We start from the raw sequence: 22,725 nt of genomic DNA on the forward strand, positions 1-22,725 counted from the left end.
CTCGTTATCTTTCAGCATTGGTTGTTGGCCTGCAACTCAGGCTTACATGGACAGATGGTAGATTTCGCAGAGAAGCGCTCATTGTCGTGCCAGACGAAGATCCCGGCGGTAGGGGAGGTATAAGGGCTTAGGTTAGGTTTTGCGGTTGAGCAGGTTGTCGAAGAACGTGGTGCTCAGCGCCTCAGTCCAATCAATCGGCAGCAGTTCAACCCAACTCAACGCCTGAAGAATGATCACCAGACCCAAGCCGTAGGCGTTGCCAGGGGCAGCTTCCACGCACAGCGGCGCCCCGAACTTGGTGTCGTAAAAGAGCGACGATTTGACACCGTCCGGCCCCATGTACACCGTATGTGTCGCGATGTGGTCATTTCCAAGAATCATGAGGTCGGGGGCGTGCTCACCCTGGACGTTGTGAACTGAAATGTCCGGTGAGTATATGCGTGCAAAAACTGCACAAAAGGGCTGGTTTTTGAGTGGAGGGTAAGTGCGAGGCCAATCTCTGACCCTACCGTTGTAGATCGGCCCATCCACCTGATACTCAGGGTTGGTACGACCTCGACGTGTGAGCAGCAATTTCTTTACCGCTTCGGCTTGGCTGACCGCCTTTGCCAATACCGCTGAATCCGAGATCGAGTGCTTGCATTCGATGTAGGCGTACACCGCGTCAACAGGAATTTGTTCTTTTACCGGATACTGGCGGCTCATACCGGAGCGCAGGGTGGGGCTGGACATCTTGTCGTAAATGATGAGGTCATCCCCGGCCTTTTCGCCATTTTCAGCTACAACAAAACCCCGGCACACACCGTACTTGGCTGGCAGAATATCCTCCAGCAAAGCGCATATGGCGACCTCGAATTCATCACCAAGGTCAAAGTTGTAGATCGCTTCGATGTCCTGCAACCTCGCTTCGACTTTCCTGGCCAACCTCTCGATGTATCCACCGTATGAGCTCATTGATCCTCCTCCAGTTGCTCGATGTTTGTAGGCCTCTATGACATTAATCCTCCTGGCTAAAACAGGGTCTTGCAAGTCAGGACATGCTGCGGATTAGGCGGCTCGGGCTGTCGTGACCTCTGCTTTAGAAGCTTGACGTTGCAATTGTGGTGGTAATCTACGCCTTTATATCGAAGAGGCGGCGCCCGGATTCCTGGCACGCTCTAAGTCTGCAGGGAGCTCTTAGCTAGTGGATTCGCGACCAACCAACCCTCATTCTCAACCACCTCAGATTGACTCATCAGCTGACAACGTTACCTTGGAGACTGGCCGTAGCCTGCAGTCCACCATGCGTGGCTTTTTCAACTGGCTCACCAATGCCATCCTAGACGGCGTTGGATTTCAACAAACCTCTGCTTGGAATGCGGGTCGTCTGGTCGGTACCGAACAGGGAAAAAGCAAAGGCTTGGAGGAGGGCTTCTCTCAGGGGCATGCCCAAGGACTGGACGACGGAAAGCTAATTGTTGAGTTGCGTCCTGGCACACCTACGATTCCCGCTCCACCGGGCATCAAGGAACCTGCACTATTCAAGGACTGGAGATTTGCAATCACTCCAGAAATGGCTGCTGAGATCCGGCAGGATGTGAAGCAATATCTTCCTGATCAACCTCCCTCTGAAGATCAGTGGAAGATGATCTTGTCCACCACTCCGACCACCTCTGTAGTTGCGGGCGCTGGTAGTGGTAAGTCGACAACCATGGTGTTGCGGCTGATCGTTCTATACCACTACCTCAAAATTGATTTGTCGGGTCTGACGGTTGTCACTTTCACAAAAGAATCCAAGCTGGATTTCGCGAAGAAAGTCCGCGAGGTTTTTGACCTTTGGGGTTATGAAGTCAGCGAGAAGAAGTCACTTGAGATTGTCCGCACGTTCCATTCCCGCATTCTGTCCTTCGCCAAAAGCATCGATGGTCTAAGTGATGTAAAGACTTTCGAGTTTCTAGACAACAAGCCAGGTGAGGACGAAAAGGACGGTTCGATGCTGAATGTCAAGCTGGGCGAAACCCAGCTCGATCTGATGAACGCGACATACCATGAGCTTTACGAAAGCAACACGGAGTTTCGCTCGCTGATGGGAGAACTCTATCAACGCTCACTATTGCTAGCTGAGATGGATAAAGACCATCCAGACGTTCTGGAGCGCCAGGATAAGGCCTGGCAAATGGCGAATATCGATGATGCGTTGTGCGCTCAACTTGAAGGTCTTTGGGAAGCTGCCGGTTATTGGCCAATTGATGGGATAGAGCCTGCACGGAAGACCGTCCGACTGCTTGGGAAAAACTTCCGTGTGAACGGATATATTCCCGATTTCGATACCTACGTGATACTAGGGGTCGACGATACCGAACCAAATGAAATTAAGCTTGATCACCAATATGGTTGGTTCATGCGTAAGCACGTGCGCGACAAGCGGACGCTGTTTCAAGCGTTTTGCAGTCCACGGGTTGTTTATCTGAACAGTTATGTCGATGCATCGCGGTCGGTTGACGCCCTCAAAGGTCGGATAAATGGATGCCCGAAATTCCAGTACAAGGTCAAGGGAGAGATTAGCTCCAGTTATATTTTGGAGGCATTTTTTGTCAATGCATCCTTCATCGAAAACCTGGGCCTGGACGCCATTGAGGCGGTCAAAAATATGACCTTGTACAAGGGCGAGCCCGACACGCCATTTTTCCATGCGATGAGTATTTACTGGGCCGCGTTCAACGAGCGACTGCTGCAGATGAGTCCGCCGGTAATGACGTTCAACAGTATGTTTGCGATGTTCAGCGAACGTGGTCAGCAAAATTTTAAGGCAGTACCGGACAGCGTACTTCGCCCCATGACCACGCTGCTCATCGACGAATTCCAAGATGTTGGGGCGAACACAATCTCTTGGGTCAGGGCGACCTTCAAGGAAATCGAACTACGCGGGTTGGCCGCTAAAACCTTGGGTGCGCCAGCTTATGCCTCGGTGATGGCGGTGGGGGACGATTGGCAAAGCATCTATGGATGGCGTGGCAGCTCTCCACGTTTTCTGATGGAGTTCGACAAGGAGTTTAGGTCGCCGAAGCAGACACAGGTGTTCATGCAGGAAAACCATCGATCACATCAAATGGTTGTTGATGCGGCGGAAGCAATAGTCAACCAGACACCAGGTTTTGACAACAAGCACGGTGTTGCGGTCAACAAGCGTGTGATCGGCAACCAGGTACCGGTAGAGGTTCGAGAGCTTGACTGGGAGCACCTAATCCAGATGGCCGAACACCATTACGACGCTGGCAACTCGATCCTTATTCTTTACCGTAAACGCGACACCAAAAAAGATGCCAAAGCAAAACTCAGCGTCGTCATTGAGAGAGCTCGTGAAGACAAGCGAGACAAGGCCGTCAAGTTTCTGACCTACCACTCCTCGAAGGGCTTGCAGGCTGACGCCGTCTTTTTGCTGGGGGATTGCGAGGTCACCACGTCATCGCCTTCGAGAAACGATTTCTATGCCCAGGCCGGTATGGCGAATCCGGGCGAGCCCTGCGGTTACGACAGGGCACAGCAGCAGGAGGCGCTGCGAACAGCCTACGTCGCCATCACTCGGGCCGTCACCTACTGCTATTGGTATGTTTCCTGGGACGAAAAGGTACCTGCGTCGGAGAAGGCAAGTCGTTATATCAAGGGGGATCAGGCCTATTGGAATGTTGTGACGCCTCGTCCTGCACCACCTTCAGATGGGATCAAACGCAAAGTAGTCAAGGGACGCTAGCTAGGGCCCTTGTTCGTCATATCTAATATCTGCAGGCGACGTGCGGGAATACAGAAAGGCGCAGTGGCTACGCGGTCAGGAGGTTTGAGCTATATACTCTTCCAGCTACCGCACAGCCTTGCTGGCTTTGATTTCAAATCGGCGCTCCACTTCTGCGTCACTTAGCTTAAGCGCATCATCGCCGAGCCACATGGCAAGTTTCTCGCGCTTCTGGCTCATTGTGAGAGCATCGAGGTTCGGAATGTAGCCGTTATTGGCTTTCATGCCCCGCTGCAGCTCGTAGAAGGTCTTGATCAGAGACTTTGGATGAATCTCGCCCCTTGGGCAGAAGCGATTTGTCAGCTTGCCGACCGTGTGGTTAAACGCCCGCAACTGAGACGTCATGGTGATCTGGCAGAAGTAGGCTGCCCAGCCAAGACGTTTGCCTTTGAAGATGCAGCCAGTGATCCGGAGATTCAGCTTCCATTGGCAGTAGGCGAGGGCGCGTTCCTCGTCAGCAGGGCGTCGAGCCGTCGCCAGTTTATGCCGGTATGCCGTGAAAATTTTAGCGATGGATGACTCGATGGCGCTAGGAAGGCTTGCGTGTTGAAACATACCTGCATACAGCTGATACCTTAAATACGGGGCAGTGACGGTGTTCAACCGAACCCACCGCACTTATCCGTACCCAGGGGGTTACCAGGGAAATTGGGTATACCCTTGATGCTAGTCAGGTTGGCACCGCCAGCGGCAACAGCCGGCAGCTCTCACAGGTCTTCCGTGCAGGTTAGAAAGGAGAGGGGTCACCGTCGAGAAGCAGCGAGAGGTCAGCTATTTTTGTCCTCAACGTCGCTTTCAGCGTTGCTCTCAGCTTCTTGTCCACCTCTTTATGCAGTCGAATCTTTTCTATGGCCAATGCGATTATGAATTCCATTGCCGCTTCGCCGCGCTCATACGAGTAGCCCTTCGCCACGCGCAGAATGATGTCCGCCATCGCTGCGCTGTAGATCTCGTGAGCACTGTAATCCAGCTCCGTGGGAAGCGCCGCTCTGAGAAATGCCGACTGGATGATTCCGTCGTCATACCTGGAGAACACATCCGGCGACAGCAGCACCTGCTGTAACTCACCAGACTCCAGTCGTTTCGCGTCCTTGATTTTTGCCCCTTCCCGGGCGTTCTGCAAAATCCAAAGGATGGTCAAGAAGATGTCTACAGTCGAAGCCTTTTTGACATCCTCCTTCCCGTTCACGAACGCGAAGCCATCAGTAAGCTTCATCTCTTCGTTCGTGAAACTGCTTGGCCAGAATGCCTGGGACGATAGGCCGGATGCTTCCTCGGCAGCCAACTGATCAGCGCGGTGTTTGATCAGCAGCAAGTTCTCATCACCAAAGGCGACTAGCTTGTTGATTATGTCTTTCTCTTTGGCCCAGTGATTACTGCACACAGCGCTGCCGGCGGGAATCTCCATGAAGGCCTTGAAAACGTACCGGCGCTCACCCTTCGGTGGTTGCGTCAGATTGGAACTCAGGTCTTTCATCAGCTCGTAGGTTCGACCGAAGAGGGCTCCGACGATGTAGAGGCGAGTTCCTGATTTCTGGGCGCTTCGCAGCCGTCTACTGATTCTCTGCAGAATAGTCCCACGCTCTGCTGCAGCTGCAACCACAATAACTGATCCATGAAGCTCTTCGTCTTGGTTGAAGTCTTCTTCGCTGATCTTGGTGCAGGTCAGGCCTCTTTCAGTCAGATATTCCAAAGCTTCCGTCGCGAGTTTCTCACTCGCCGAGTCTTTATCATGGATGATCAGCTTGGTCGACGCGGGCGACTCTTGGTCGAGGCATTTTTTGAACCAGGTCTTGAAGCCGTCAGTCTCGACCAGTTTTTCCTTGTCTACGTGAACTGTGCGCCGTCTTTCTCCTCCTTGGATGGGCGTTACACATCTGAAAAGCCCCTTGCCTATGAAGGAGTCAAACTTCACCTGAAGGTCATCCGGCAGATGATCCATGCTGATGTTTAACAGCCTTGTTTCAGTGTGTTCTGCGATAAAGCGCTCGCCGTGAATCCGGATGGTCTGTCGTGCTTCCGAAGTTTCGGACTCAGCGAGCATTTCGAAATCCTGAGGACGTTCCAGAGTATGGACAATAGTGCAGCTTTCAGACTTCTTGGAGAACGACAAAACCGTAGCGACTCGAGATGGGGGAGCGCTGTTGACTCGAATCCACTGGTCGGCCAACCCACACGTAGATGAGGCAGAGATCAGGCAAAGGGCAGCATTGGCGCCAGGCAAACGCCCATCCTTCAGCCCCTCGTGCGAATGGAAAGATCTGATGGTCTGGATAGTAGGTTTTCCAAACCGGGCCTGATAAAGCTGCATTGAAAGGGCTATGGGCAAGAAAGCCATAGTGTCGAGGTAGATCGTGTCGGGCTCACCCAACGTGCTTGTAGCAGCTTGTTTGAGCATCTTCAGCGAAGCAAATGCAAGAAAGTGGGCGTGCAGTGTCTCGGAGAGAAGATTTTCAGCCCGAATGAAATAATTTGCGGAACGTGACGAGGGCTTCGAAAACAAAAAGCCAGCCGGGGCTTTGGTCAACACTGAGGTGCACTTGACCAGTTTCTCCATGCCGGCCTTGACGATTTTCGCGGTGCCGTTCTGTAGCAGTTTGGAAATATTTTTCGGGGCACCAGAAATATTCTGGTATTTGGTGATGCTGCCGTGGCCATCGTGATACGCAAATCCATAGCTCAGCGAAGAGTTTGCATTCCGACGCTGCAAGGCGCTGGATAATGGAGAGGCTTTATCTTGGCACTGCTTCTGAATCTGCTCCTCAAAACACTGCGGTATGAGGAAGATTAAGTGATCTGGCAGGATGTAGCCGGGTAGGCGCTTCTGCAGCGCATCCGTCACCTGGATATCTGTGATGGCATCAGGGCCTGTGAAGAACACCACAACCTGTGCGGGCTCAGCCTCAGATGAAGCCGCGAGAGATACTTCGAAATCGTAAAGATCGGACATGTCAGTTCACCGGGATGCAGATGGTGAAGACAGTCCCTTCAGCGGCTTCGAGCTCACCACCACCGCTCCATTTTTTGGGGTGATACGCCACCTCGCCTTCGTGCCCTTGAAACGCTTGTGAGAGGCAAAGTCTGCCTGTGCGTAACCGAACATAGGCTTGAAGCTTGTTGAAAGCCTGAACGGCGTTATGCAGACCCATACCCGATTCCTTCGACGGCTTGGTGGTGACGTGTTTTTTGAAGCAGTCGAGGGTAGCTTGGAGCTCCTCATCAAGTGACAGCTTGTCCAACAACTCAAGCGGTGCACCTTCATTTTTCGAAAGCCAACGTCTTGCGAGGCCAGGGCCGCTGTCGATGATCGATAGCTCTAGAAAGTCGAGCGCATCGACATCTTTGACCATGTGCCTGATGACGAAACGCGCAAATTCGGGCTCAGTGTGGGAGTAATTCTTGATCTCCATTTTGCTGATGCGACTTGCTTTGACTGTCATGCCACGCAAGCCCTTTTTGTATTTGACCCCCATCAAATCGCATGACGCATGTTCGTCAGCGTTCGATATCAGCTCTTCAAGGACAGTGCCCAAGGCGCTAAGGCCACTGCGCATCAACGCATTGCGCTCATGCCTGGTGTGCATTACTGATGACAAGTCTTCGATCAAGGTGGAGAAGGTTGGCCACTTATGGACTTCAGGTTCTCCTCCCCCGTAGTAGAAAGGCTTGATGTACTCCATCTGCGCGTGGTTGATACTGAAGAGGTTAATCACCTTGGGGCGAGCCCCTTTGCCCCCTGAGGTGTGTTTCAGATCACTTTCGAACATTGCTTCAATCATTGGTCGAATGACAGTCAATGCTGCACGGCGATCAATCGGATCATGATTTTCCGACACAATGTCTGAGCTCATTACCAGCGCGGCTAAACCTGCCGCCGTTTTGGCAAGCTGCGAAACTTGATCTAGGGCGTTTTCAGTGTCTGCGTAGAGGTGCAACGTGCTTTTGCTCTGGGCTTTTGCCCAGGTGATCACGAGTTGCGCAAGAGATGCGTCGACCCCCAGAAGTCCCCCATGACTCATAGATACAGGTAACCGCAATTGCCGTTCTGTGAAACACAGAGGGTAGAGCTCCTCTATGTCATACGTATTCATGCTTCGAGTGATTTTCATCAGCACCTCTGACATTCCATCGATTGGGTGCTGAGCCACGCTAGAAGCAAGGAGCACGGGGAGCTGTCACCAGCCGAAATTTCCACGCACGTAAACAGGCAGGGAATGAAACGTATTCGGAGGGCAGGGACAGCAACTTTACGTAACCATGCGGCTGCTTGGAAGGTGGCGGGTGCAAAAATGCCGGTATTCGAGCGACTGCTCCAAAGCAATCACGATGAATGAAGATCCTTGGCACTTAAATGACCGGACGATAGGCCAGAGTTGGAGAGCTGGCGCATCGAGTGACGTTGCCACCTGCTATACCGAGGCAGGGAGTGCAGGAGGGGCTATACCCGAGAAGAAAAGGCTAAACGGAGCGATCATGATTACAGTGCTTCGATCAGCCCCGAAGGCCCATTGCAACTGAAGCGTCACTCTGTAGAGGGGCAGAAAGGGAGCGCCGGCGAGTCGCATGTTGCAGCTCCCTGTGGCCCATTTTTGAGCTGAGCGAGTGGTCAGCTTCCCCGATTGAAGGGAAGCACCACGCCACTGTCGCCCGATTTGATGGCCGGATCGCCGCTGACCATAGACTTCAGCTTCGCCAGATGGAAGACCGAAGCTTTACCGGACAGATAACGCTCCGGCAGGCCCGCTAGCTTTTCAATATCGTTTGCAGCCAAACCGATATAGCTCGATACCGACTCAATCGGCATAACTCCAGAAGACGACAGCAACTCGATGGTACGCTTCAGTAGCCGAGGTTGTTCAGGGGCGCGCGCATCATCACCTGGCTCGGATTTAGCTCCCCACCTGGCTGACCTGCGCTTGAACAATACGAGCTTTGCATCCGCGTCGATAATCTTGAGAGCCTCGAGACGCATGATCATGGCCGCGACAGAGACGCCCCAGCGCTGTTTGAGCAGCAGTAGGCTGTCCAGCGTGACCGGAGTCCTCACATCGGCAGCAAACGTTTCTGCCGGTAGCAGGAAAGCTCCGGCGAACCGATGAGCCTGCGACTCCATCAGCTTGTAGCGTTCAGGGTCGGTTGAGCGCTCTATGCCCTTGTGAAGGATGAGATGGCCGAGCTCATGCGCCAGGTCAAATCGACTGCGAAAGCTATTACCTTTATCGGCCGACAAGAGAATCAATGGCCGTTGAAGTTCGTGACTCCATGCTGAAAGGCCTTCGATTGGCGCGATACCGGTTTCTTCTCGCACCACGATAATGCCCGCACCCTCTACAGCTAGTGCCAAATCAGGAATTGCCCGGCGGCCAAGACTCCAGAGGTCTCTGCATTCACTGGCAGCTTCCTCGATGTCGGAGTTGGCGATTTGCTGAGGATCGGTGAACGACCTCACTGGCAGATTTACGTCCGGAAAATCCACGAATTCGTTCATCGCCAGCACGATATCCTGCGTCCATTCTAGCCGTGCTTCCAGCATTGCCCTCGCAGAGACGTGCGCGGACGCGTTGCTCCGGAAAAGAGGCAACGAGCCCTTCTTTGGAAGAGGGCGGGTGAACCATTCAGGGCTGACATTGATGACCTTGGAGAGACTGTCTAGCGCCTCCGCCTCGGGTGCCTGCTGTCCCGACTTCCACTTGCTGATGGTCGCGGGTGACACGCCGACCATTGCAGCGAGCTGTACTTGCGAAAGCACGCGGGCAGCCAATGCTTGAATCAATCGACCTGGCTGGAAATCTGTGATGCCCCGGCTCATGTTTCTTCCTGTCCTCCAAGCTCGATAATGCCTGGTTTAAGTTTTACTGTTGCGTTGTCGGCTTGTTTCGGTGCTGCTTCATAGCGATCTAGGAACTGGCTCAAAGGTTCCCGAAACAGCCATCCGTCCATCTTCGGATTGGGCACAGCGATGTAAACCTGCAGTGGTTTTTCAGGATGGTGATGCAGTGAACCACTGAAGCGTGCGACGAAGAAAAATGCCCCCGAGGTCACATCCTGAGGCCCAAAAAGGGACGGCTGTACCAGTTGGCTCATGGCTTCGTTCGCTTCGGCGAGTTCACGTCGGATGATGCTACGAGTGGGTCGATTCCAGTTCGTCGTGTTCATGTTCAAGCGCGCGAATTTAAACATCCCAGCCAGACCCACTATCACGCGGTTGCCTTGGGGGGAGATCAATTCAGCGTTGGATGCCTCCAACAAGTCGCTGAAGCGCTCGTTCATCAGGATGTGCCGCATGTGCCCCAGAGCAGTTTTGCGCTGCTTACTCACCTCCTTCGTCACCCCGAAAGCTTGTAGCGCACCGGCAGCAAAGGCGTCTTCGACACCCATCACAAGGTCGCGCGGAACGTTGGCGATTAGCAAAGCGGCGATGGCGTCTGGGTTTGGGGTCATTTAGTCATGCTCAGGTTTCGGTTGGCGAGATTATATACCTGAAAAATTTCGTGTGTGTAGGTTTTTAATGGATTTACATGCTGTGAAGCGCCTTAATATCGGTTTTGCTCATGCCTTCGCTGAAGGGCATAGATGAATCGTGCGTATCATTTAGCCTTGACCGTCCACAACTGATCTACCTTCGTCGTGTAGCTCTGACTCATCAGCTCCCGACGCATTGCCCAACTGGGAGCCGCAGGCACGCTGGCTAAACGCAGCACTCCCTTTCCCCAGCGGCCATTGATCTCATCCAGGACGGTCATCACCTTGTCCGCCGTAACAGGCTGGGAATGTGCAAACAGGTCGTCCGTGAATTCACCGGGCTGTCGCAAATCCATCAAGAGAACCTCCGCCTTGCTGTACTTGAAGCCCGGTCGGAAGAGGCGATTGACCGCTTCGGTCGCAGCCTTGGTCATGAGTCGAACATCGTTTGTCGGGTAGGGTAGTTCGACAAGTGCGCCGTTCGCATACTTCGCCTCTTCAGGATTGAACATGCCCGTCCTAATGCTGACGCGGATCTTCTTGCACAGCGAGTTTTGCGCTCTGAGATTTTCCGCTGCTCGCTGAGTGTAAGTAGCCACTGCCTCCTTGATAGGTTCTATCTGTGCGAGCCGGGTTCCAAACATCCGGCTGCAGCAGATTTCCTGTTTGGGTGGGTCAGCGTCACCTAGTTCGAGACAGGGAGTACCGGCGAGTTCGCGTCCCGTCTTTTCGACCACCACGCTGAATTTCTGGCGAAGCATCGCAGGGTCGGCTTTCGCCAAATCCATGGCCGTCTTGATGCCCATCACTTCAAAGTGAGCTTTCATGCGCCTCCCGATTCCCCACACCTCACCGACATCAGTGTTGCGCAGCGTCCAATCCCGTTTGAACGGATCGCAGAGATCGACCACACCACCGGTGATATCCAGCAGCCTTTTGGCGGTATGATTTGCGAGCTTCGCTAGGGTCTTGGTGCGGGCAATACCCACCCCGACTGGAATTCCCGTGCGCTTGAGAAGAGTGGAGCGCACATGTCGCCCAAAAGCAGACACATCACCTGGGAGGCCCGTGAGATCGGCGAACGCCTCATCAATGCTGTAAACCTCTAACGCTGGCACCATCGATTCGATGATCGTCATGACGCGCTCACTCATGTCGCCATAGAGCGCGTAATTACTGCTGAAGGCCACGATTCCATGCCGGCGTAGATGGTCTTTGATCTGGAAGTATGGCTGGCCCATTCTCACAAAAGGTTTGGCGTCGTAGCTGCGCGCAATCACACAGCCGTCGTTGTTGGACAGCACCACGATGGGTGTCTTGGCTAGGTCGGGTCTGAACACTCGCTCGCAGCTCGCGTAAAACGAGTTGCAGTCAATCAGGGCGAAGACAGGCTCAAGTGTTGTCATGATCGCGCACGCTGTATTTCACCACACCCCAGATCACCAGCTCATCGCCCTCCATGACATGTCTTACCGGATATTTCGGATTCTCCGACAGGAGGAGTACGGCGTTCTCACGCAGAAGCAGGCGCTTGCAGAAAGGCTCCGAGTTCAGCGCGGCGATGACGATATCGCCACTGACCGCATCGATGCTTCGATCAACAACCACCAGATCCCCTGAATAGATTCCGGCGCCCTGCATGCTATCTCCGTCAATCCTCACCAAGTACACGTGCGGCGCGCGGATATCGAATAGCTCATCGAGGGAAATGTGCTTTTCGATGTGATCAGCCGCAGGGGAGGGGAAGCCCGCCGGTACCCTGGATGAATAAAGGGGCAGCTTTTTACCGCCAGTAGCGAGAGGGCCGAGGATGGTGACGCTCATGATGCAAGCCTTAGATTGGTAGACTGTACGTATATACAGTTAACGATTTGCTTCGCTTGTGGTCAATCTCATAAGCATCACTATTCGACGGGTGACAGCATGTGCGGACGCTACTCGATCTACGAATCGATGGATCACTACCTGAAGGAGCTCGCGCCAGAGCAGTTGGTGATCAGCGGCTACGATCTTTGGCCAGTAGAGCGATACAACGTCGCACCCTCGACGCGTGTGGAGATCATTCGGCCTGTGGACGACCAATTAAGCGTAGATAAGGTGAAATGGGGATGGTCACCATTTTGGGCGAAAGGAAAGCGTCCTGACCCGATAAACGCCAGGGTTGAAACAGTCATGACTGGGAAGTTTTTCAATCAGCTCTGGCCAAGCGGTCGTGTACTTGCACCGGCAAACGGGTGGTTTGAGTGGGTCAACGATCCGGCTGATCCAAAGAAAAAACAGCCTTACTTCATAACCCTGAAGGAGCAGGCTCCGATGTTCTTCGCTGGGTTAGCTGAGGTTCACCAAGGCCTGGAGCCAGACCCTAGCGACGGCTTCGTCATCATCACCGCCGCCAGCGATCAAGGGATGGTAGATATTCATGATCGGAAACCGCTGGTTTTCGCCCCGGAGCACGCGCGGGAATGGATCGCCTCAGATACTTCACCTGAACGCGCGCGTGAAATCGCGATGGAACACTGCCGGCCTGCTACCGATTTTCATTGGTATAAGGTAAGCAAGGCTGTGGGTAGTGTTCGTAATCAGGGCCCAGAATTGGTTAAGCCGCTCTCAGGGGCGTCAGACGTCGATGAATGATCAACCTGAGTCGTACATCCCGTTGGCTGTAGATGTTGATGGACGGCAACTGGAGCGTTGTCCTGCCTGTCCATGAGTAGTTCCCGTCAGCTTTCATCAAGAACGGACATCGCTTAGATCAATCACCAGTTTTGACACCCGGCATACCTGAGACCGCCCAGGCAGCGGCTGGTACTGTAGGAGCCATATGGTGGGATTATTCGCCCCGAAGAGTTGGACACCATTCGGGTGGCATGGCATAAATTAAGGACAAAATATGTTCAGCAAATCTCAGGTCATTACCATCCCAGTCCTGATCTCATCGGTACTTTTACTCACCGGCTGCCCCCCATCACCGGAATTCACCCGATGGGAACGCACTTCGACCTCTGTAGATGGTGTAAGAGCCGCAATGGCAGAATGTGGCGACCCTGTGGCAGGGCCACAAAACCATTTCCCAATAAACGAACAGATAATTCACTTTCAATGTATGCAGCGCCTCGGTTTCACCCGCAAGGACGGCTTTGAATACTGTGAAATAATGGAGAATATGCCAGCCTGCGTCGAAAAAAGGCAGGGTCGTCCGCTCAGTTTGTCGCAGCTCGAAGCGTTTCCGTTTGTAGAAGATGAAGCATTTCATCCAATCAAGCCTAATTCTGGTCGGGATGAACGTATGCAGGTCTCATGGCGTAAAGCGGGAGCATCACGCCATTTCGAATTCGAGGTAGCCAATGATAGTGAAGCCCTGCCAGTGATGTATGCGTGCGGCTATGCGAAACCACTTGGGTCGAATCTGGACGTCGCCAGCATCGGGCGCACTGCAGAAGTGCAACGCTGCATGATTGATCATGGCTTTGAGCCCAAAAATAAAATTATGCTTGTTTGCCAGACTTACCCACAAGTGACGGGCTGTTCGTCGACAACGCCACCGAGTGGATGCAGATAGAGAGCAGAGCCAAGGGGGGCGCTCGTTAGAGATAGAGAGCTCATCGGCCCAGTTGCGTCGTCTACATCGATTTAACCGATACGACATCCACGTACTTGTACTTCTTCCTAGCAGCCTTCACAGCCTCTTGCTCAGCAAGCAACGAGCTCAACGTATCAGCCTCGTGAATCAATTCGATCATTTTCCCTTCAAACTCGTTTCCAACACGTAACGTGACCCTCAGCCTTGGCGTAAATGCTTTCGCCACGTTCTTCTTCACTTGGGGAGCTTCTGCTGGCTTTGTAGGTACCATTTCTGGCTCAGGCTCCTGTACTTGAGGCGCAGACACCTGGTCTTCGGGCTGAGGCGTACCGAATAGGGCACGACGCATTTCTTCTTCAGTTAATTCAGAGCTCATAGAACATCTCAAAGGGGGCGGTAATCAGCTCGACGAATTCTACTAGGATGGCTGCTCCAGCGTGTCCTCTGGAAGCATGTATACCCACTGTGAATTCGGGCTACGTGCTCGCAACATTTCAACGTGGTAGTGGGCCTGATAGCGATAAAAATGATGCAACGTAAGCTAGGCTATTGAGGGCTTAAGGGGGCATCGCAATGGTTGTCTGGCTTCGTCTTCGACAACTGAGTGAACTGCTCCAATGCGTTTTGGAAGGCCTCCAATGCGAAGCTTACCGGCTTGCTCTCGGCGATCCATTTTGTCGAGATTCCAACTTCCAGTTTGTCCGAAATACTTCGACCGAAGCGCAGCCAGTGTACGGTGTCAGCCTCGATTACCTGCTCAGCGACCAAGACGATACAGTCGAAATTCATGTCATCGCTACAGACCAGCAACGGCACGATTGTGGAGCTTCCATCCTCCGCCGGGATGATGCGACGGTTCGCAAGAGCGTCTTCGTCTTCGTCGATAAGCCAGATCAGAGAAAGACCAAGGCTTGCGACGTCTGACCATTCGAGATGAGTGGACAGCCATTGCTCAATTCCAATGCCGTCAATCATTAACCATGCGCAAGCGCTCCTGGCGAATCCAGGTCGGTAGTAAGCGGCGCTGATAACTTGATGCATCGCGAAGTCCTTCAATGCAGTGCGGCGGTGTCACAGAGAATGATGATACTCCAGTGATATCACCCTACGCGTCAGATCACTACTCTCGGACGCTTGAAGGGCAGCCTATATTGCACCTGGACGGACGCGCAGATTTCAACCTTGGTACAACGATGAGGACGAGGTCGGATTGTGAGCATCTTTTCCCGTCGGGCTTCCCTGACAAGCTGCTCCTCCGATTGTAATCAGTTACGATCCTGACGACTCATCAACAATCGAGATCGTGTCATGCAAGATGGCTGCTGGCCCTTCCATCTCTTCGGTGCCAATTTTGCCACTGAATCCGAGGCGAAGAAATTTGTGTTTGAGCAGTGGGAGCCAGAGCCCCCTGAAAGCGTAAGCGAAGCCGAGTACATTTCGTGGGAAGACCGCAATCCAACCTGGCGTCTAGCGGAGGAGCTGGGGTTCTCTATGGATTCAGATTTCGTTGAGCTTGCCGGCACCCCACAAGACGTCATAGCGCAAATCCGCAGTCAGTCCGAGAGAGTGTTGGTCAGCTCTAGGGTAGGAGAGTTCACGCATTTTATAATGGTGGGTTCGAATGCCATCTGGGGTGACCGTCGTTCGACTTCTACCCAAGTAGAGCCGCTGGTGCGCTTGCCGGAGAGCACTGCAACCATCACATATCTCGGCCTGTTCAACTGAGCTGACGGCCTCATAGGTTAGGCCCGTTTTTGACCAGGCGCAGGCACTGGACTAAGGCTAAAATTGTCCTCATTTGGGGCGGATGACGATTCAACCAGACGTGAAATTATGACCAGACAGCTTGTCTACCAACGAATACGAAATCGAATTGTCGAGCTACTTGAGTGGCTGATCGAGTGCGAGAATGAGCCACCTCGGTGTGGTATGAATGAGTTAATCAATTCATGGGAAGATTGGGTGCCAACTCCGTCGCCAAAAGGATACTTCGTCGATCAGGGGTTCACTCCAATGCAGAGCGTTTTTTTGGTAAATGTAAGCGCAGCCATCGAGGATTTTTGCGAAGCAACACCTGAACTCATAGAGAACGACGCTGCGGCAATTGCGCTCCCTCAATGGCGCCTTGTCATCGCTGCTGCCAAGCCGACGCTATCTGCGATGAAAGCGAGTACCAAAATGTCGGAGGAGAGTGACGACAGGCTCGAGCGTTGAGTTGCTGGCTCTTTAAGCAAGGTATTGCGTACGATTTTGCCAGGGTGCAGCAATCGGTCAGAAATAGGTAAGCGTCCAATCAAGTCATCTACCGATCCAGCTATCAGCACGAGGATGACTGCTTGCCGCCCATGCCGTAAGGTTCGCTACCAAAATCGCCACAGCCCTCCAGTGGTGGTAATACAGCAAGGAGAGCGAACAATGAACACCTTCAAATCATCAGTTCAAAACGTAGCTGCGGCCATAGGCCTCATCGCAGCAGTGACAGTCGGCGGATGCGTCATGATCCCTTACGACACGCCGGAATCAAAAGCCCAAATCCAGCGCGATCTGAAAATTGCACCATCGGATATTCAAGCCGTATCGGAAACTAACTGGTGCTTGTTCCCATATGGAAGCGAAGGCAGCTGCAGGGCCACTCAAGGCCTGGGAGTGTTGACCAGCAAAGGCGTGATCCTCAGCCTCTACAACAACCACACCTACACTGAAACCGCACGCATCCTCCCAGAACAAGTGCAGTGCGTGAAGACAGTTGGTGGTCGCACTGGAGTCGAACCGTTCGTTGTATTCACCAAAGACCGAGCGATCATGCTCGCCGTCATTACGCCGGGTGGGCAAATGAATGTGCCTGTGAAAGTCAGTTTCTTTGATTATCTGACGAAGCCAGGGCAGCACGTCTTCACTGGGACGGATGGCGGATATGTGCGCAAGTCGGGTCGAAAGCAAACCGTAGGCGGAATGGTGTCAGGCACTGCCATCCCGTGGCATACAACACTCGACGTAACCGAGGTTTTTAACCCTTGCCCGCAGGTTACAGATTAACGAGGACTGGCGCGTTCCATCGCAAGCGGTGCGCGCATGCCGAAGCCCGTAGGTGTGAAGGATGAATGCCCGAAGGGCCGAGCCCCCCGGCGGCTCGGCTCTCGAAAGCCGCCCTTGAAGAGGCTGGTTTCGAATGCCATCTGGGGCGACCGACGTTCGACCACTACCGATGTAGAGCCGCTGGTGCGCTTACCGGAGAGCACCGCAACCATTTCATATCTCGGTCTGTTCAACTCAATTGACTGCTCGAAAGGGCATGTCTGCGTTTGCATACGACTGCGCGCTTTCGACCCTAAGCAGTCGGTCTCGGTCAGCTTGAATAAGGCAGCAAGAAACGGATAGTAAGTGCTGGACGAATTCCAGCCTGATACGACTCCAACTAATAGGAGTTTAACCATGGCGTTTCGTATAACTGGCCTTTCCCCCGAGCCATTCCAGTCACTGTTTGGATTGCCCGACCAAGAGCTAGCATCTCTCGGGATAAAGCGTTACATGGTCGACAGCAACCCAGGCTTTCCTGACCGTATCGAAATAAAGGATGCAGAGCTAGGTCAGAGTGTGCTTTTACTCAACCATCTCTCTCAGCCAGCCGAGACGCCATACCGTGCCTCACATGCGATCTTCATAAGGGAGTGGGCTACGCAAGCTTATGACGCAGTCGATCAGATACCCGAGTCTATGCGAATCCGTCTGCTATCACTTCGTGCATTCACTGATGATGGGATGATGCTCAATGCCGACGTCGTAGATGGAATAGCGATAGAACCTGTTGTTACTCGGATGTTTGCTGATCCAGGGGTTAGTTACATTCACGTTCACAATGCCAAGCAGGGTTGCTACTCCGGGCGAATAGATAGGGCGTAGTCGCCGCAGTCTCGGTGGCTCGTTCCTCTTTCGACTTTTCTGGTCACCAACTTTCCGCTATTGGCCGATTTCTGCCTGTCGTAGCGGGCAGTAATCGGCCAGAACCGGATGTTTAAAGCTGGGGCAATGAACTCGTCGAATTTCTTCCCGCTTTAAGAGTTTGCCGACGCGCTTTTACACACTCTGGGCTGGCAAGTAGAGTTAGGAAATCAACTCGTCCCTTTTTATAAAGTAGGTGCAAATGGTGGCTCCCTTCGTTCTCCAGGACTTTGGTGTTGGATGGGTCGCCACCGACGCCGTCGGGCAGGTTGCGCTCTTCACTACGGGGGGGCCGGGGCCGGTTCCTGATTCAGCAATGCCCTCCGTCGAAAACTCCGAAGAATTTGTCCTTTCATTGCCGGAGGTGTCCGATGTAGATCGGGTCACTGCCAGGGCTGGCGTAAACGCTTTCGTTGAATTTGCCAAACGTGGGTTCTTCGCGTACGACTGGTCAGACGTTCATCGCGATTCACGCCAGGCCTTGAGGGGGTATGAGCTGCAATGCCGCCCACTGAATCCACTGACACTTTTCGATTTGCCTGCCCCTTACGGGCATTAGCTGAGGCTACTCGGCTATCTGATGTAACCTTCGGAGCACCCATCATAGTGATAGGTGATCAGGTTTCTTAGCCTTCATTCGGCGATTCGGAGCCGCTTTTTTTTGGGCCGGAAGCTTTCAGTTGCGTACCGCAGCTCCCGGCCAATAGCTGCGCTTCGCGATTGACGACTTTCGACCCTAAGCAGACGGTACCCACTTAGTGTCAGCTAAGCTGAAAATTTGCCGCTCAGAAGAACTGCCAAGCTCTCCGAAGATAAGCTCCACTTTAGTTGTTGGCTTTTGTAGAAAATCCAGGTTTTGGATAAGCGGAAGGATGACGGCCAATAGCTGTTCTGCATCCAAGCCTCGAAATATAGCCTCACAGTCGCCGCCATCGATTGCCATGTCATCGCTATCGAATTGACCTACGCCACTCCGAGCAAGCTGTGGCTTGAGTTCTTCAATAACGTTGCACCACGGTACAATGTCCTCGATGGAATGAGTGAAATGAAGGATCAGATGTTGCATCGGTTATTCCTGAAGTTCTGATGGTGATAGGAGCGCTGGCTATTTTCTTTCCTTTAACGTTTCGCCGGTGGAAACTCCTATTTCGAGGATTTTCATCCTTCATAGCGAGGCTTGCTTAAGCCTAGCTTGATTCCTCAATCACGGGCTGGCTGCTTTCGAACTGAAGACGCCCATGCGACTCACATCATGAGCTAAGCAACGGCTGACTCCGGCAGCCATTGGCCGATTGCTGCCCCACAAGAGAATCCCCTACGCTTGAAAAAAACGGTCGGGCCGGCATGAGCAAAGGGCACTGGACGCCTTGTCATCGATAATCTCTTCGCTGGCCAGGCGTCCTACTATCGCCGCCAACGTAACGCCAGGGTGCATTGCACAAACGTAGACGCCATCCACTTTTGGTAGATAGCCAATGATGGGGATGCCATCGGCAGGCATGGGCCTGAGTCCGACGCTAGCCTGTTCCGGATGTATGGAAACAACACCATGGAGTTCATCCTGAATTGTCTTGGCCGTTCGAAGCGCTATCGCTGCCGGCTGATTTTCCATGGCGTCGCCTAGGTAATCTTCTGCCGCCAGCAACGCACCATCCGAACCTTGCCTGACTTCCATTTCAGGGCTGGAGATGAGGGTGTGCACGAGGTTGGGTTGTGACTTGTAACGGATGAAAACAGCAGGCGAGGCCTCTATTGGCAGGGACACTCCAAGCATGTCTGTCAGCTTCGTGATGCCTGTTCCGGCTGCCAGTACGACAATATCGGCATCGATGATGCCCATTGTTGTTTTCACTCCGGTCACCGTTGCACTCTGGGTTACAAAACCGAGCACTCGCGTCTGAGTGAGAATCCGCGCCCCATGCGCCTGAGCACCTGCGATCAACGCATACGTAGCCGCCACTGCGTCCAGCGCTCCTTCTTCAGCCGCATATATCGCAGACAGCGGAGGGTTTTTGAGATTTGGTTCCAGGTCTAGAATCTGCGATCGAGACACCAGCTTTGCCAAAGCTTGATGACCTGAGATCGGCAGCGCTCCAATCGCCGTCACGCTGTAAGACAAGGCACCTGTCCATCGTATCTCCAGACCAGGCAGCTGCGTTTCGAGTAGGCGGTACTCCCTGATGGCAGAACCGCGAAGTTGCGCAATTGGGTCAGGGTCGGGGGGTGAGGTATTGAGCCAAGCGAATGAGGCGCCCGTTACTCCCGAAGCTATATCTTCAGCCTCTACCAAGGTGACATTCGCGCCTTTACCTGCCAAGTGATACGCCAATGACGCGCCAACGATGCCTGCACCAATGACAACGACTCGTTTGCCCTGACCATTTCCCATATCAACCTCCGCTCTGTCGATGTGCGGATGGTACGACAGCGGGATGATTTCATGACATGACAGCCTGATCGTTCAGCACGCTTTTTGAGTGTTTGCTCCTGGCCGAAAGCCGGCGGGTCAGGGGTTGAGCAGCTCCATGAGGTGGGTGGCATGGACATCTTCTGTTCGCATGAAGCCGCAGCGCAGGTAAAACGCATCGCCTGCAAAAGTATCGGTGGAAAGACGCACCTTCTGAAAGTGAAGAGCGGCGTGTGCAACCAACGCCTTCACCAGCGCGTGACCGACATGTTGATTTCTTGCCGCAGGCGCCACGTACACTCGCCGTAGCCTTGCGGTATTGGGCTGATTATAGGGATCAACTGATAGCCCTCCGATTCCTATCCCTTGCTGGTTCAAATACGCAGCCATGAGACATTCACCGGGCGCGTTGAAGCGATTCTTTCCTGAATGCCATTCCGAAATCAGACGCGTCAGAAATCTGAACCCTTCTGCAATTGCCTCTTTCTCCAAAGTAAGAACTTCCGCCGGCAGATACGTAATGTGTTGAATTTCGAATGGTTTCATTCATCGTCCCTGATTCGGTGTGATTCCTTTTTGGCTGATCGAGGGTGCGCTGGGCGCTTGCTATGAGCGATGCGAATGGCAGACACCGGCCAATAGCAGACAAGAGGAGCAAAAATAAGCTGCCCGTTATTCCTATGCATACGACAGAATGTGACCTTCCCTTATGTTTTTAGGCCTCGCACACCATGGACGACTCTCGTTTCACACCCGAGCAGGTGGCGTTGCGATCTGGTAATGCTCAGGTGGATAAGGATGTGAGGCAATGGTTAGTGGGCCTTCCAATCGCTGAGAGACTCGATTTTTTAAAGCAACTGTGGCCACTGAACTTTCGGTACTCACTCAGACTACTCCAAGCGGCACAGCTACCTAGGCAGAAAAACGAATGCGTGTTCAGGCACTGGCTGCGTGCTGGCCATCACAATACGGCGCAAGAACTCATCAAACGGTTTGAGCCAGTTCTCGGGGAAAGAAAATTCTGGCAGATTGCTTCGCAAGAGACACTTTCACCGACTATGCGCGAATTCATGAATTACTACGGCCTTGGACGCCTGGACTCACAAGCCCAAGGAAAATAAACCTTGAGCCTTGTAGAAAATCTGTTTTCGGCGCAGCCGGATACTGACGCCATTGGTGCCGACTGTTCTCCGCTGGGTTGATTTCTCCTCTTAGTGCTAGGGAAAAAAACGACCATTAATAGGGGGAGAAGATGAACGAAGAATTCAGCTATGTCTGGCTATTACCGTTGCTTGAGAAACCTTTCGAAACGGCTGCACTCGATTTTCCAGATGCGGCAAGTGCTCTTAGCAAAAAATATACGCTACCTGCCGACATTGCGTTGCAGCCGCTGGTGATCACAGCCTTGACGTCGCATTCCGAATATTGGTCGGGACTGGCGCTTAAATGGCTGGAGGATGGTTTTCCTGTAGACATTGCGCTGACCGAGCTCTTGGCTCATTGCGCCGAGGACAAAACGCTGTCTCAGTCTCGCCGTCATAGAGCACGCAGGATTGTTGGCCGGTAAAATCATGGGGCTAAATCCTATGTCTGGCTGTTATCGGCCAAAAGGAGCCAGTCGAAGGCGTCCAGAAAATCAGGGGCGATTCAGTTTTTTACGTCGAATGCCCCGCAGGCGACTACTATTTAATGGAAGTCTGGATCGTAGCCGTCTTCATTGTATTCCTGAATGAGTGACTGAGACGGCCTCACGCCAACCTCAACGTTAGCCCAATCTCTTACGCTTTTTGCCACACCATGGAAGCCGGGAAAGAGCGTTGAGCCATCAACGCCAAGTCGCGAGCAAAGGTCTAGTAAGGCGGGGGCTTCCTCAATCGGCAAGGTCATTTTGACAAGAGGTGTGTGGCTCCCTGTCATGCTGTAAATCTCTTCAACATCCTCTAGCGCTTCTACCTGATACAAGTCGTCTGGGTTATATCCTTTAACCTCATGTGTGGTAAATAAACCAGACTGAGCCGCCTGATTTTTGCTCGTTCCCCCTGGAGTCCTAATCACCTTCACTGTTTTCCAGTGCATCGCATAAGTGGTGTCCAGAGCCCAGATTGCAAGCCTCGGCATCTCTCTGCTATCAATCTCAAGGTTTGCCGATGAGGCAGCGAAGTAACAGGCGACAAAGCTTCTCTCAGTCCAGTCTAGGAGGCGCGTGGGCACATCGTAGTGTTGAGCTACGGCCATGATTTCGTATAGTTGGGTAGACGGCCAAGGGATATGTGGACTTTGGAACGACCCCCAACCATCGGCAAGCGTTCCGCTCAACTGTTCGGTGTAACCCGGAACATTTAGCCCTGAGCGATCACAGCCAATCAGAAATCTCCTCAATATCTCCAGCTCAAAGGCCACTTGCCCAGCCGTTGAGGCATCAAACATCCTCCTTGGCGAGCCATAGGCGAATGAGCCTGTTCCACGCCTGCACACTTATGGTGTCAGCTTGTACTCATCACTTGGCTGACCTCTAAAGATGAATCTTCCAGCACCCCAAATAGGGTTTAGAGGGGACAAGTGGTCAAG

Annotated in this window: 23 protein-coding genes; 9 read left to right on the plus strand and 14 right to left on the minus strand. The window is 53.0% G+C overall.

From position 1 onward, the window contains the following. Positions 1-132 precede the first annotated feature (132 nt). Positions 133-954, minus strand: coding sequence for a DUF6602 domain-containing protein (locus KVG91_RS21110; protein ID WP_169374467.1), 822 nt, complete (start codon positions 952-954; stop codon positions 133-135). Between the two features lie 328 nt (positions 955-1,282). On the opposite strand from KVG91_RS21110, the gene KVG91_RS21115 reads away from it, so the two are divergent. Beyond that, entirely contained in the window at positions 1,283-3,730 is a 2,448-nt protein-coding gene (locus KVG91_RS21115; RefSeq protein ID WP_169374466.1) for a UvrD-helicase domain-containing protein, read from the plus strand. Between the two features lie 105 nt (positions 3,731-3,835). Here the strand turns inward: KVG91_RS21115 and KVG91_RS21120 are convergent, their stop codons facing one another. From KVG91_RS21120 to KVG91_RS21150, 7 genes are all read right to left on the minus strand, one after another. After that, the gene (locus KVG91_RS21120; RefSeq protein WP_225927031.1) at positions 3,836-4,372 is read right to left on the minus strand and encodes a hypothetical protein; all 537 of its coding nucleotides are present in this window, start codon (positions 4,370-4,372) and stop codon (positions 3,836-3,838) included. Between the two features lie 124 nt (positions 4,373-4,496). Continuing rightward, on the minus strand, positions 4,497-6,719 hold the full coding sequence (locus KVG91_RS21125) for a hypothetical protein (RefSeq protein WP_169374465.1): 2,223 nt from the start codon (positions 6,717-6,719) through the stop codon (positions 4,497-4,499). Between the two features lies 1 nt (position 6,720). Further along, positions 6,721-7,878, minus strand: coding sequence for an ATP-binding protein (locus KVG91_RS21130; RefSeq protein WP_106579768.1), 1,158 nt, complete (start codon positions 7,876-7,878; stop codon positions 6,721-6,723). 497 nt (positions 7,879-8,375) lie between these two features. Further along, the gene (locus KVG91_RS21135; protein WP_169374464.1) at positions 8,376-9,578 is read right to left on the minus strand and encodes an XRE family transcriptional regulator; all 1,203 of its coding nucleotides are present in this window, start codon (positions 9,576-9,578) and stop codon (positions 8,376-8,378) included. Then, positions 9,575-10,210 (minus strand): hypothetical protein, encoded by a 636-nt coding sequence (locus KVG91_RS21140; protein ID WP_169374463.1) that lies wholly within the window; start codon positions 10,208-10,210, stop codon positions 9,575-9,577. Before KVG91_RS21140 ends, KVG91_RS21135 begins: the two co-directional genes overlap by 4 nt. Before the next feature lie 146 nt (positions 10,211-10,356). Further along, positions 10,357-11,637: a translesion error-prone DNA polymerase V subunit UmuC gene (gene umuC, locus KVG91_RS21145; protein ID WP_169374462.1), complete on the minus strand. Its 1,281-nt coding sequence runs from the start codon at positions 11,635-11,637 to the stop codon at positions 10,357-10,359. Beyond that, the gene (locus tag KVG91_RS21150) at positions 11,624-12,055 is read right to left on the minus strand and encodes a LexA family protein (RefSeq protein WP_169374461.1); all 432 of its coding nucleotides are present in this window, start codon (positions 12,053-12,055) and stop codon (positions 11,624-11,626) included. The genes umuC and KVG91_RS21150 overlap by 14 nt, the downstream gene beginning before the upstream one ends. A gap of 99 nt (positions 12,056-12,154) precedes the next feature. On the opposite strand from KVG91_RS21150, the gene KVG91_RS21155 reads away from it, so the two are divergent. Together KVG91_RS21155 and KVG91_RS21160 are read left to right on the plus strand one after the other, a co-directional pair. After that, positions 12,155-12,865 carry an SOS response-associated peptidase family protein gene (locus KVG91_RS21155; RefSeq protein ID WP_169374460.1) on the plus strand — a complete coding sequence of 237 codons (711 nt, stop codon included), beginning with the start codon at positions 12,155-12,157 and terminating at the stop codon, positions 12,863-12,865. 256 nt (positions 12,866-13,121) lie between these two features. Then, positions 13,122-13,790 carry a hypothetical protein gene (locus tag KVG91_RS21160; RefSeq protein ID WP_169374459.1) on the plus strand — a complete coding sequence of 223 codons (669 nt, stop codon included), beginning with the start codon at positions 13,122-13,124 and terminating at the stop codon, positions 13,788-13,790. A gap of 61 nt (positions 13,791-13,851) precedes the next feature. Here KVG91_RS21160 and KVG91_RS21165 read toward each other — a convergent pair whose 3' ends face one another. Both KVG91_RS21165 and KVG91_RS21170 read right to left on the minus strand, forming a co-directional pair. Beyond that, positions 13,852-14,187, minus strand: a complete 336-nt coding sequence (locus KVG91_RS21165) for a hypothetical protein (protein WP_056859372.1) — start codon at positions 14,185-14,187, stop codon at positions 13,852-13,854. Positions 14,188-14,357: 170 nt separating this feature from the next. After that, on the minus strand, positions 14,358-14,852 hold the full coding sequence (locus tag KVG91_RS21170; RefSeq protein ID WP_064053290.1) for a hypothetical protein: 495 nt from the start codon (positions 14,850-14,852) through the stop codon (positions 14,358-14,360). A 267-nt stretch (positions 14,853-15,119) separates the two neighbouring features. Here KVG91_RS21170 and KVG91_RS21175 point away from each other — a divergent pair, with 267 nt between their 5' ends. From KVG91_RS21175 to KVG91_RS21190, 4 genes are all read left to right on the plus strand, one after another. Continuing rightward, positions 15,120-15,536, plus strand: coding sequence for a hypothetical protein (locus tag KVG91_RS21175; protein ID WP_003191464.1), 417 nt, complete (start codon positions 15,120-15,122; stop codon positions 15,534-15,536). Between the two features lie 204 nt (positions 15,537-15,740). Beyond that, positions 15,741-16,025: a hypothetical protein gene (locus KVG91_RS21180; protein WP_003191463.1), complete on the plus strand. Its 285-nt coding sequence runs from the start codon at positions 15,741-15,743 to the stop codon at positions 16,023-16,025. Between the two features lie 201 nt (positions 16,026-16,226). Next, complete coding sequence (locus KVG91_RS21185) at positions 16,227-16,847, plus strand: hypothetical protein (protein WP_169374458.1); 621 nt, start codon at positions 16,227-16,229, stop codon at positions 16,845-16,847. Positions 16,848-17,339: 492 nt separating this feature from the next. After that, positions 17,340-17,711 (plus strand): DUF1203 domain-containing protein, encoded by a 372-nt coding sequence (locus KVG91_RS21190; protein WP_225927072.1) that lies wholly within the window; start codon positions 17,340-17,342, stop codon positions 17,709-17,711. A 775-nt stretch (positions 17,712-18,486) separates the two neighbouring features. Here KVG91_RS21190 and KVG91_RS21195 read toward each other — a convergent pair. The 3 genes from KVG91_RS21195 to KVG91_RS21205 all read right to left on the minus strand — a co-directional run bounded on the left by KVG91_RS21195 (position 18,487) and on the right by KVG91_RS21205 (position 20,703). Continuing rightward, positions 18,487-18,816 (minus strand): hypothetical protein, encoded by a 330-nt coding sequence (locus KVG91_RS21195; protein ID WP_169374457.1) that lies wholly within the window; start codon positions 18,814-18,816, stop codon positions 18,487-18,489. A 249-nt stretch (positions 18,817-19,065) separates the two neighbouring features. Beyond that, complete coding sequence (locus KVG91_RS21200; protein WP_065890167.1) at positions 19,066-20,139, minus strand: NAD(P)/FAD-dependent oxidoreductase; 1,074 nt, start codon at positions 20,137-20,139, stop codon at positions 19,066-19,068. Positions 20,140-20,256: 117 nt separating this feature from the next. After that, positions 20,257-20,703, minus strand: coding sequence for a GNAT family N-acetyltransferase (locus KVG91_RS21205; protein ID WP_169374456.1), 447 nt, complete (start codon positions 20,701-20,703; stop codon positions 20,257-20,259). Positions 20,704-20,888: 185 nt separating this feature from the next. Here KVG91_RS21205 and KVG91_RS21210 point away from each other — a divergent pair, with 185 nt between their 5' ends. After that, positions 20,889-21,278 (plus strand): hypothetical protein, encoded by a 390-nt coding sequence (locus KVG91_RS21210; RefSeq protein WP_169374455.1) that lies wholly within the window; start codon positions 20,889-20,891, stop codon positions 21,276-21,278. A gap of 131 nt (positions 21,279-21,409) precedes the next feature. Beyond that, on the plus strand, positions 21,410-21,724 hold the full coding sequence (locus KVG91_RS21215) for a hypothetical protein (RefSeq protein WP_169374454.1): 315 nt from the start codon (positions 21,410-21,412) through the stop codon (positions 21,722-21,724). 119 nt (positions 21,725-21,843) lie between these two features. On the opposite strand, the gene KVG91_RS21220 is transcribed toward KVG91_RS21215, so the two are convergent. Next, positions 21,844-22,584, minus strand: a complete 741-nt coding sequence (locus tag KVG91_RS21220; protein ID WP_169374453.1) for an FRG domain-containing protein — start codon at positions 22,582-22,584, stop codon at positions 21,844-21,846. Between the last annotated feature and the right edge of the window lie 141 nt (positions 22,585-22,725).

The organism is Pseudomonas azadiae, assembly GCF_019145355.1.
In the GTDB taxonomy this organism is placed as follows: domain Bacteria; phylum Pseudomonadota; class Gammaproteobacteria; order Pseudomonadales; family Pseudomonadaceae; genus Aquipseudomonas; species Aquipseudomonas azadiae.

What these genes read in the sequence shown, in the direction of transcription:
- KVG91_RS21150 (WP_169374461.1), bottom strand. Translation starts at nt 12,055, where the DNA reads ATGAGCGTCACCATCCTCGGCCCTCTCGCTACTGGCGGTAAAAAGCTG.
- KVG91_RS21155 (WP_169374460.1), top strand. Translation starts at nt 12,155, where the DNA reads ATGTGCGGACGCTACTCGATCTACGAATCGATGGATCACTACCTGAAG.
- KVG91_RS21200 (WP_065890167.1), bottom strand. Translation starts at nt 20,139, where the DNA reads ATGGGAAATGGTCAGGGCAAACGAGTCGTTGTCATTGGTGCAGGCATC.
- KVG91_RS21115 (WP_169374466.1), top strand. Translation starts at nt 1,283, where the DNA reads ATGCGTGGCTTTTTCAACTGGCTCACCAATGCCATCCTAGACGGCGTT.
- KVG91_RS21125 (WP_169374465.1), bottom strand. Translation starts at nt 6,719, where the DNA reads ATGTCCGATCTTTACGATTTCGAAGTATCTCTCGCGGCTTCATCTGAG.
- KVG91_RS21175 (WP_003191464.1), top strand. Translation starts at nt 15,120, where the DNA reads ATGCAAGATGGCTGCTGGCCCTTCCATCTCTTCGGTGCCAATTTTGCC.
- KVG91_RS21185 (WP_169374458.1), top strand. Translation starts at nt 16,227, where the DNA reads ATGAACACCTTCAAATCATCAGTTCAAAACGTAGCTGCGGCCATAGGC.
- KVG91_RS21140 (WP_169374463.1), bottom strand. Translation starts at nt 10,210, where the DNA reads ATGACCCCAAACCCAGACGCCATCGCCGCTTTGCTAATCGCCAACGTT.
- KVG91_RS21205 (WP_169374456.1), bottom strand. Translation starts at nt 20,703, where the DNA reads ATGAAACCATTCGAAATTCAACACATTACGTATCTGCCGGCGGAAGTT.
- KVG91_RS21135 (WP_169374464.1), bottom strand. Translation starts at nt 9,578, where the DNA reads ATGAGCCGGGGCATCACAGATTTCCAGCCAGGTCGATTGATTCAAGCA.
- KVG91_RS21170 (WP_064053290.1), bottom strand. Translation starts at nt 14,852, where the DNA reads ATGCATCAAGTTATCAGCGCCGCTTACTACCGACCTGGATTCGCCAGG.
- KVG91_RS21110 (WP_169374467.1), bottom strand. Translation starts at nt 954, where the DNA reads ATGAGCTCATACGGTGGATACATCGAGAGGTTGGCCAGGAAAGTCGAA.
- KVG91_RS21215 (WP_169374454.1), top strand. Translation starts at nt 21,410, where the DNA reads ATGAACGAAGAATTCAGCTATGTCTGGCTATTACCGTTGCTTGAGAAA.
- umuC (WP_169374462.1), bottom strand. Translation starts at nt 11,637, where the DNA reads ATGACAACACTTGAGCCTGTCTTCGCCCTGATTGACTGCAACTCGTTT.
- KVG91_RS21220 (WP_169374453.1), bottom strand. Translation starts at nt 22,584, where the DNA reads ATGTTTGATGCCTCAACGGCTGGGCAAGTGGCCTTTGAGCTGGAGATA.
- KVG91_RS21190 (WP_225927072.1), top strand. Translation starts at nt 17,340, where the DNA reads ATGGTCGACAGCAACCCAGGCTTTCCTGACCGTATCGAAATAAAGGAT.
- KVG91_RS21160 (WP_169374459.1), top strand. Translation starts at nt 13,122, where the DNA reads ATGTTCAGCAAATCTCAGGTCATTACCATCCCAGTCCTGATCTCATCG.
- KVG91_RS21180 (WP_003191463.1), top strand. Translation starts at nt 15,741, where the DNA reads ATGAATGAGTTAATCAATTCATGGGAAGATTGGGTGCCAACTCCGTCG.
- KVG91_RS21210 (WP_169374455.1), top strand. Translation starts at nt 20,889, where the DNA reads ATGGACGACTCTCGTTTCACACCCGAGCAGGTGGCGTTGCGATCTGGT.
- KVG91_RS21130 (WP_106579768.1), bottom strand. Translation starts at nt 7,878, where the DNA reads ATGAAAATCACTCGAAGCATGAATACGTATGACATAGAGGAGCTCTAC.
- KVG91_RS21195 (WP_169374457.1), bottom strand. Translation starts at nt 18,816, where the DNA reads ATGCAACATCTGATCCTTCATTTCACTCATTCCATCGAGGACATTGTA.
- KVG91_RS21165 (WP_056859372.1), bottom strand. Translation starts at nt 14,187, where the DNA reads ATGAGCTCTGAATTAACTGAAGAAGAAATGCGTCGTGCCCTATTCGGT.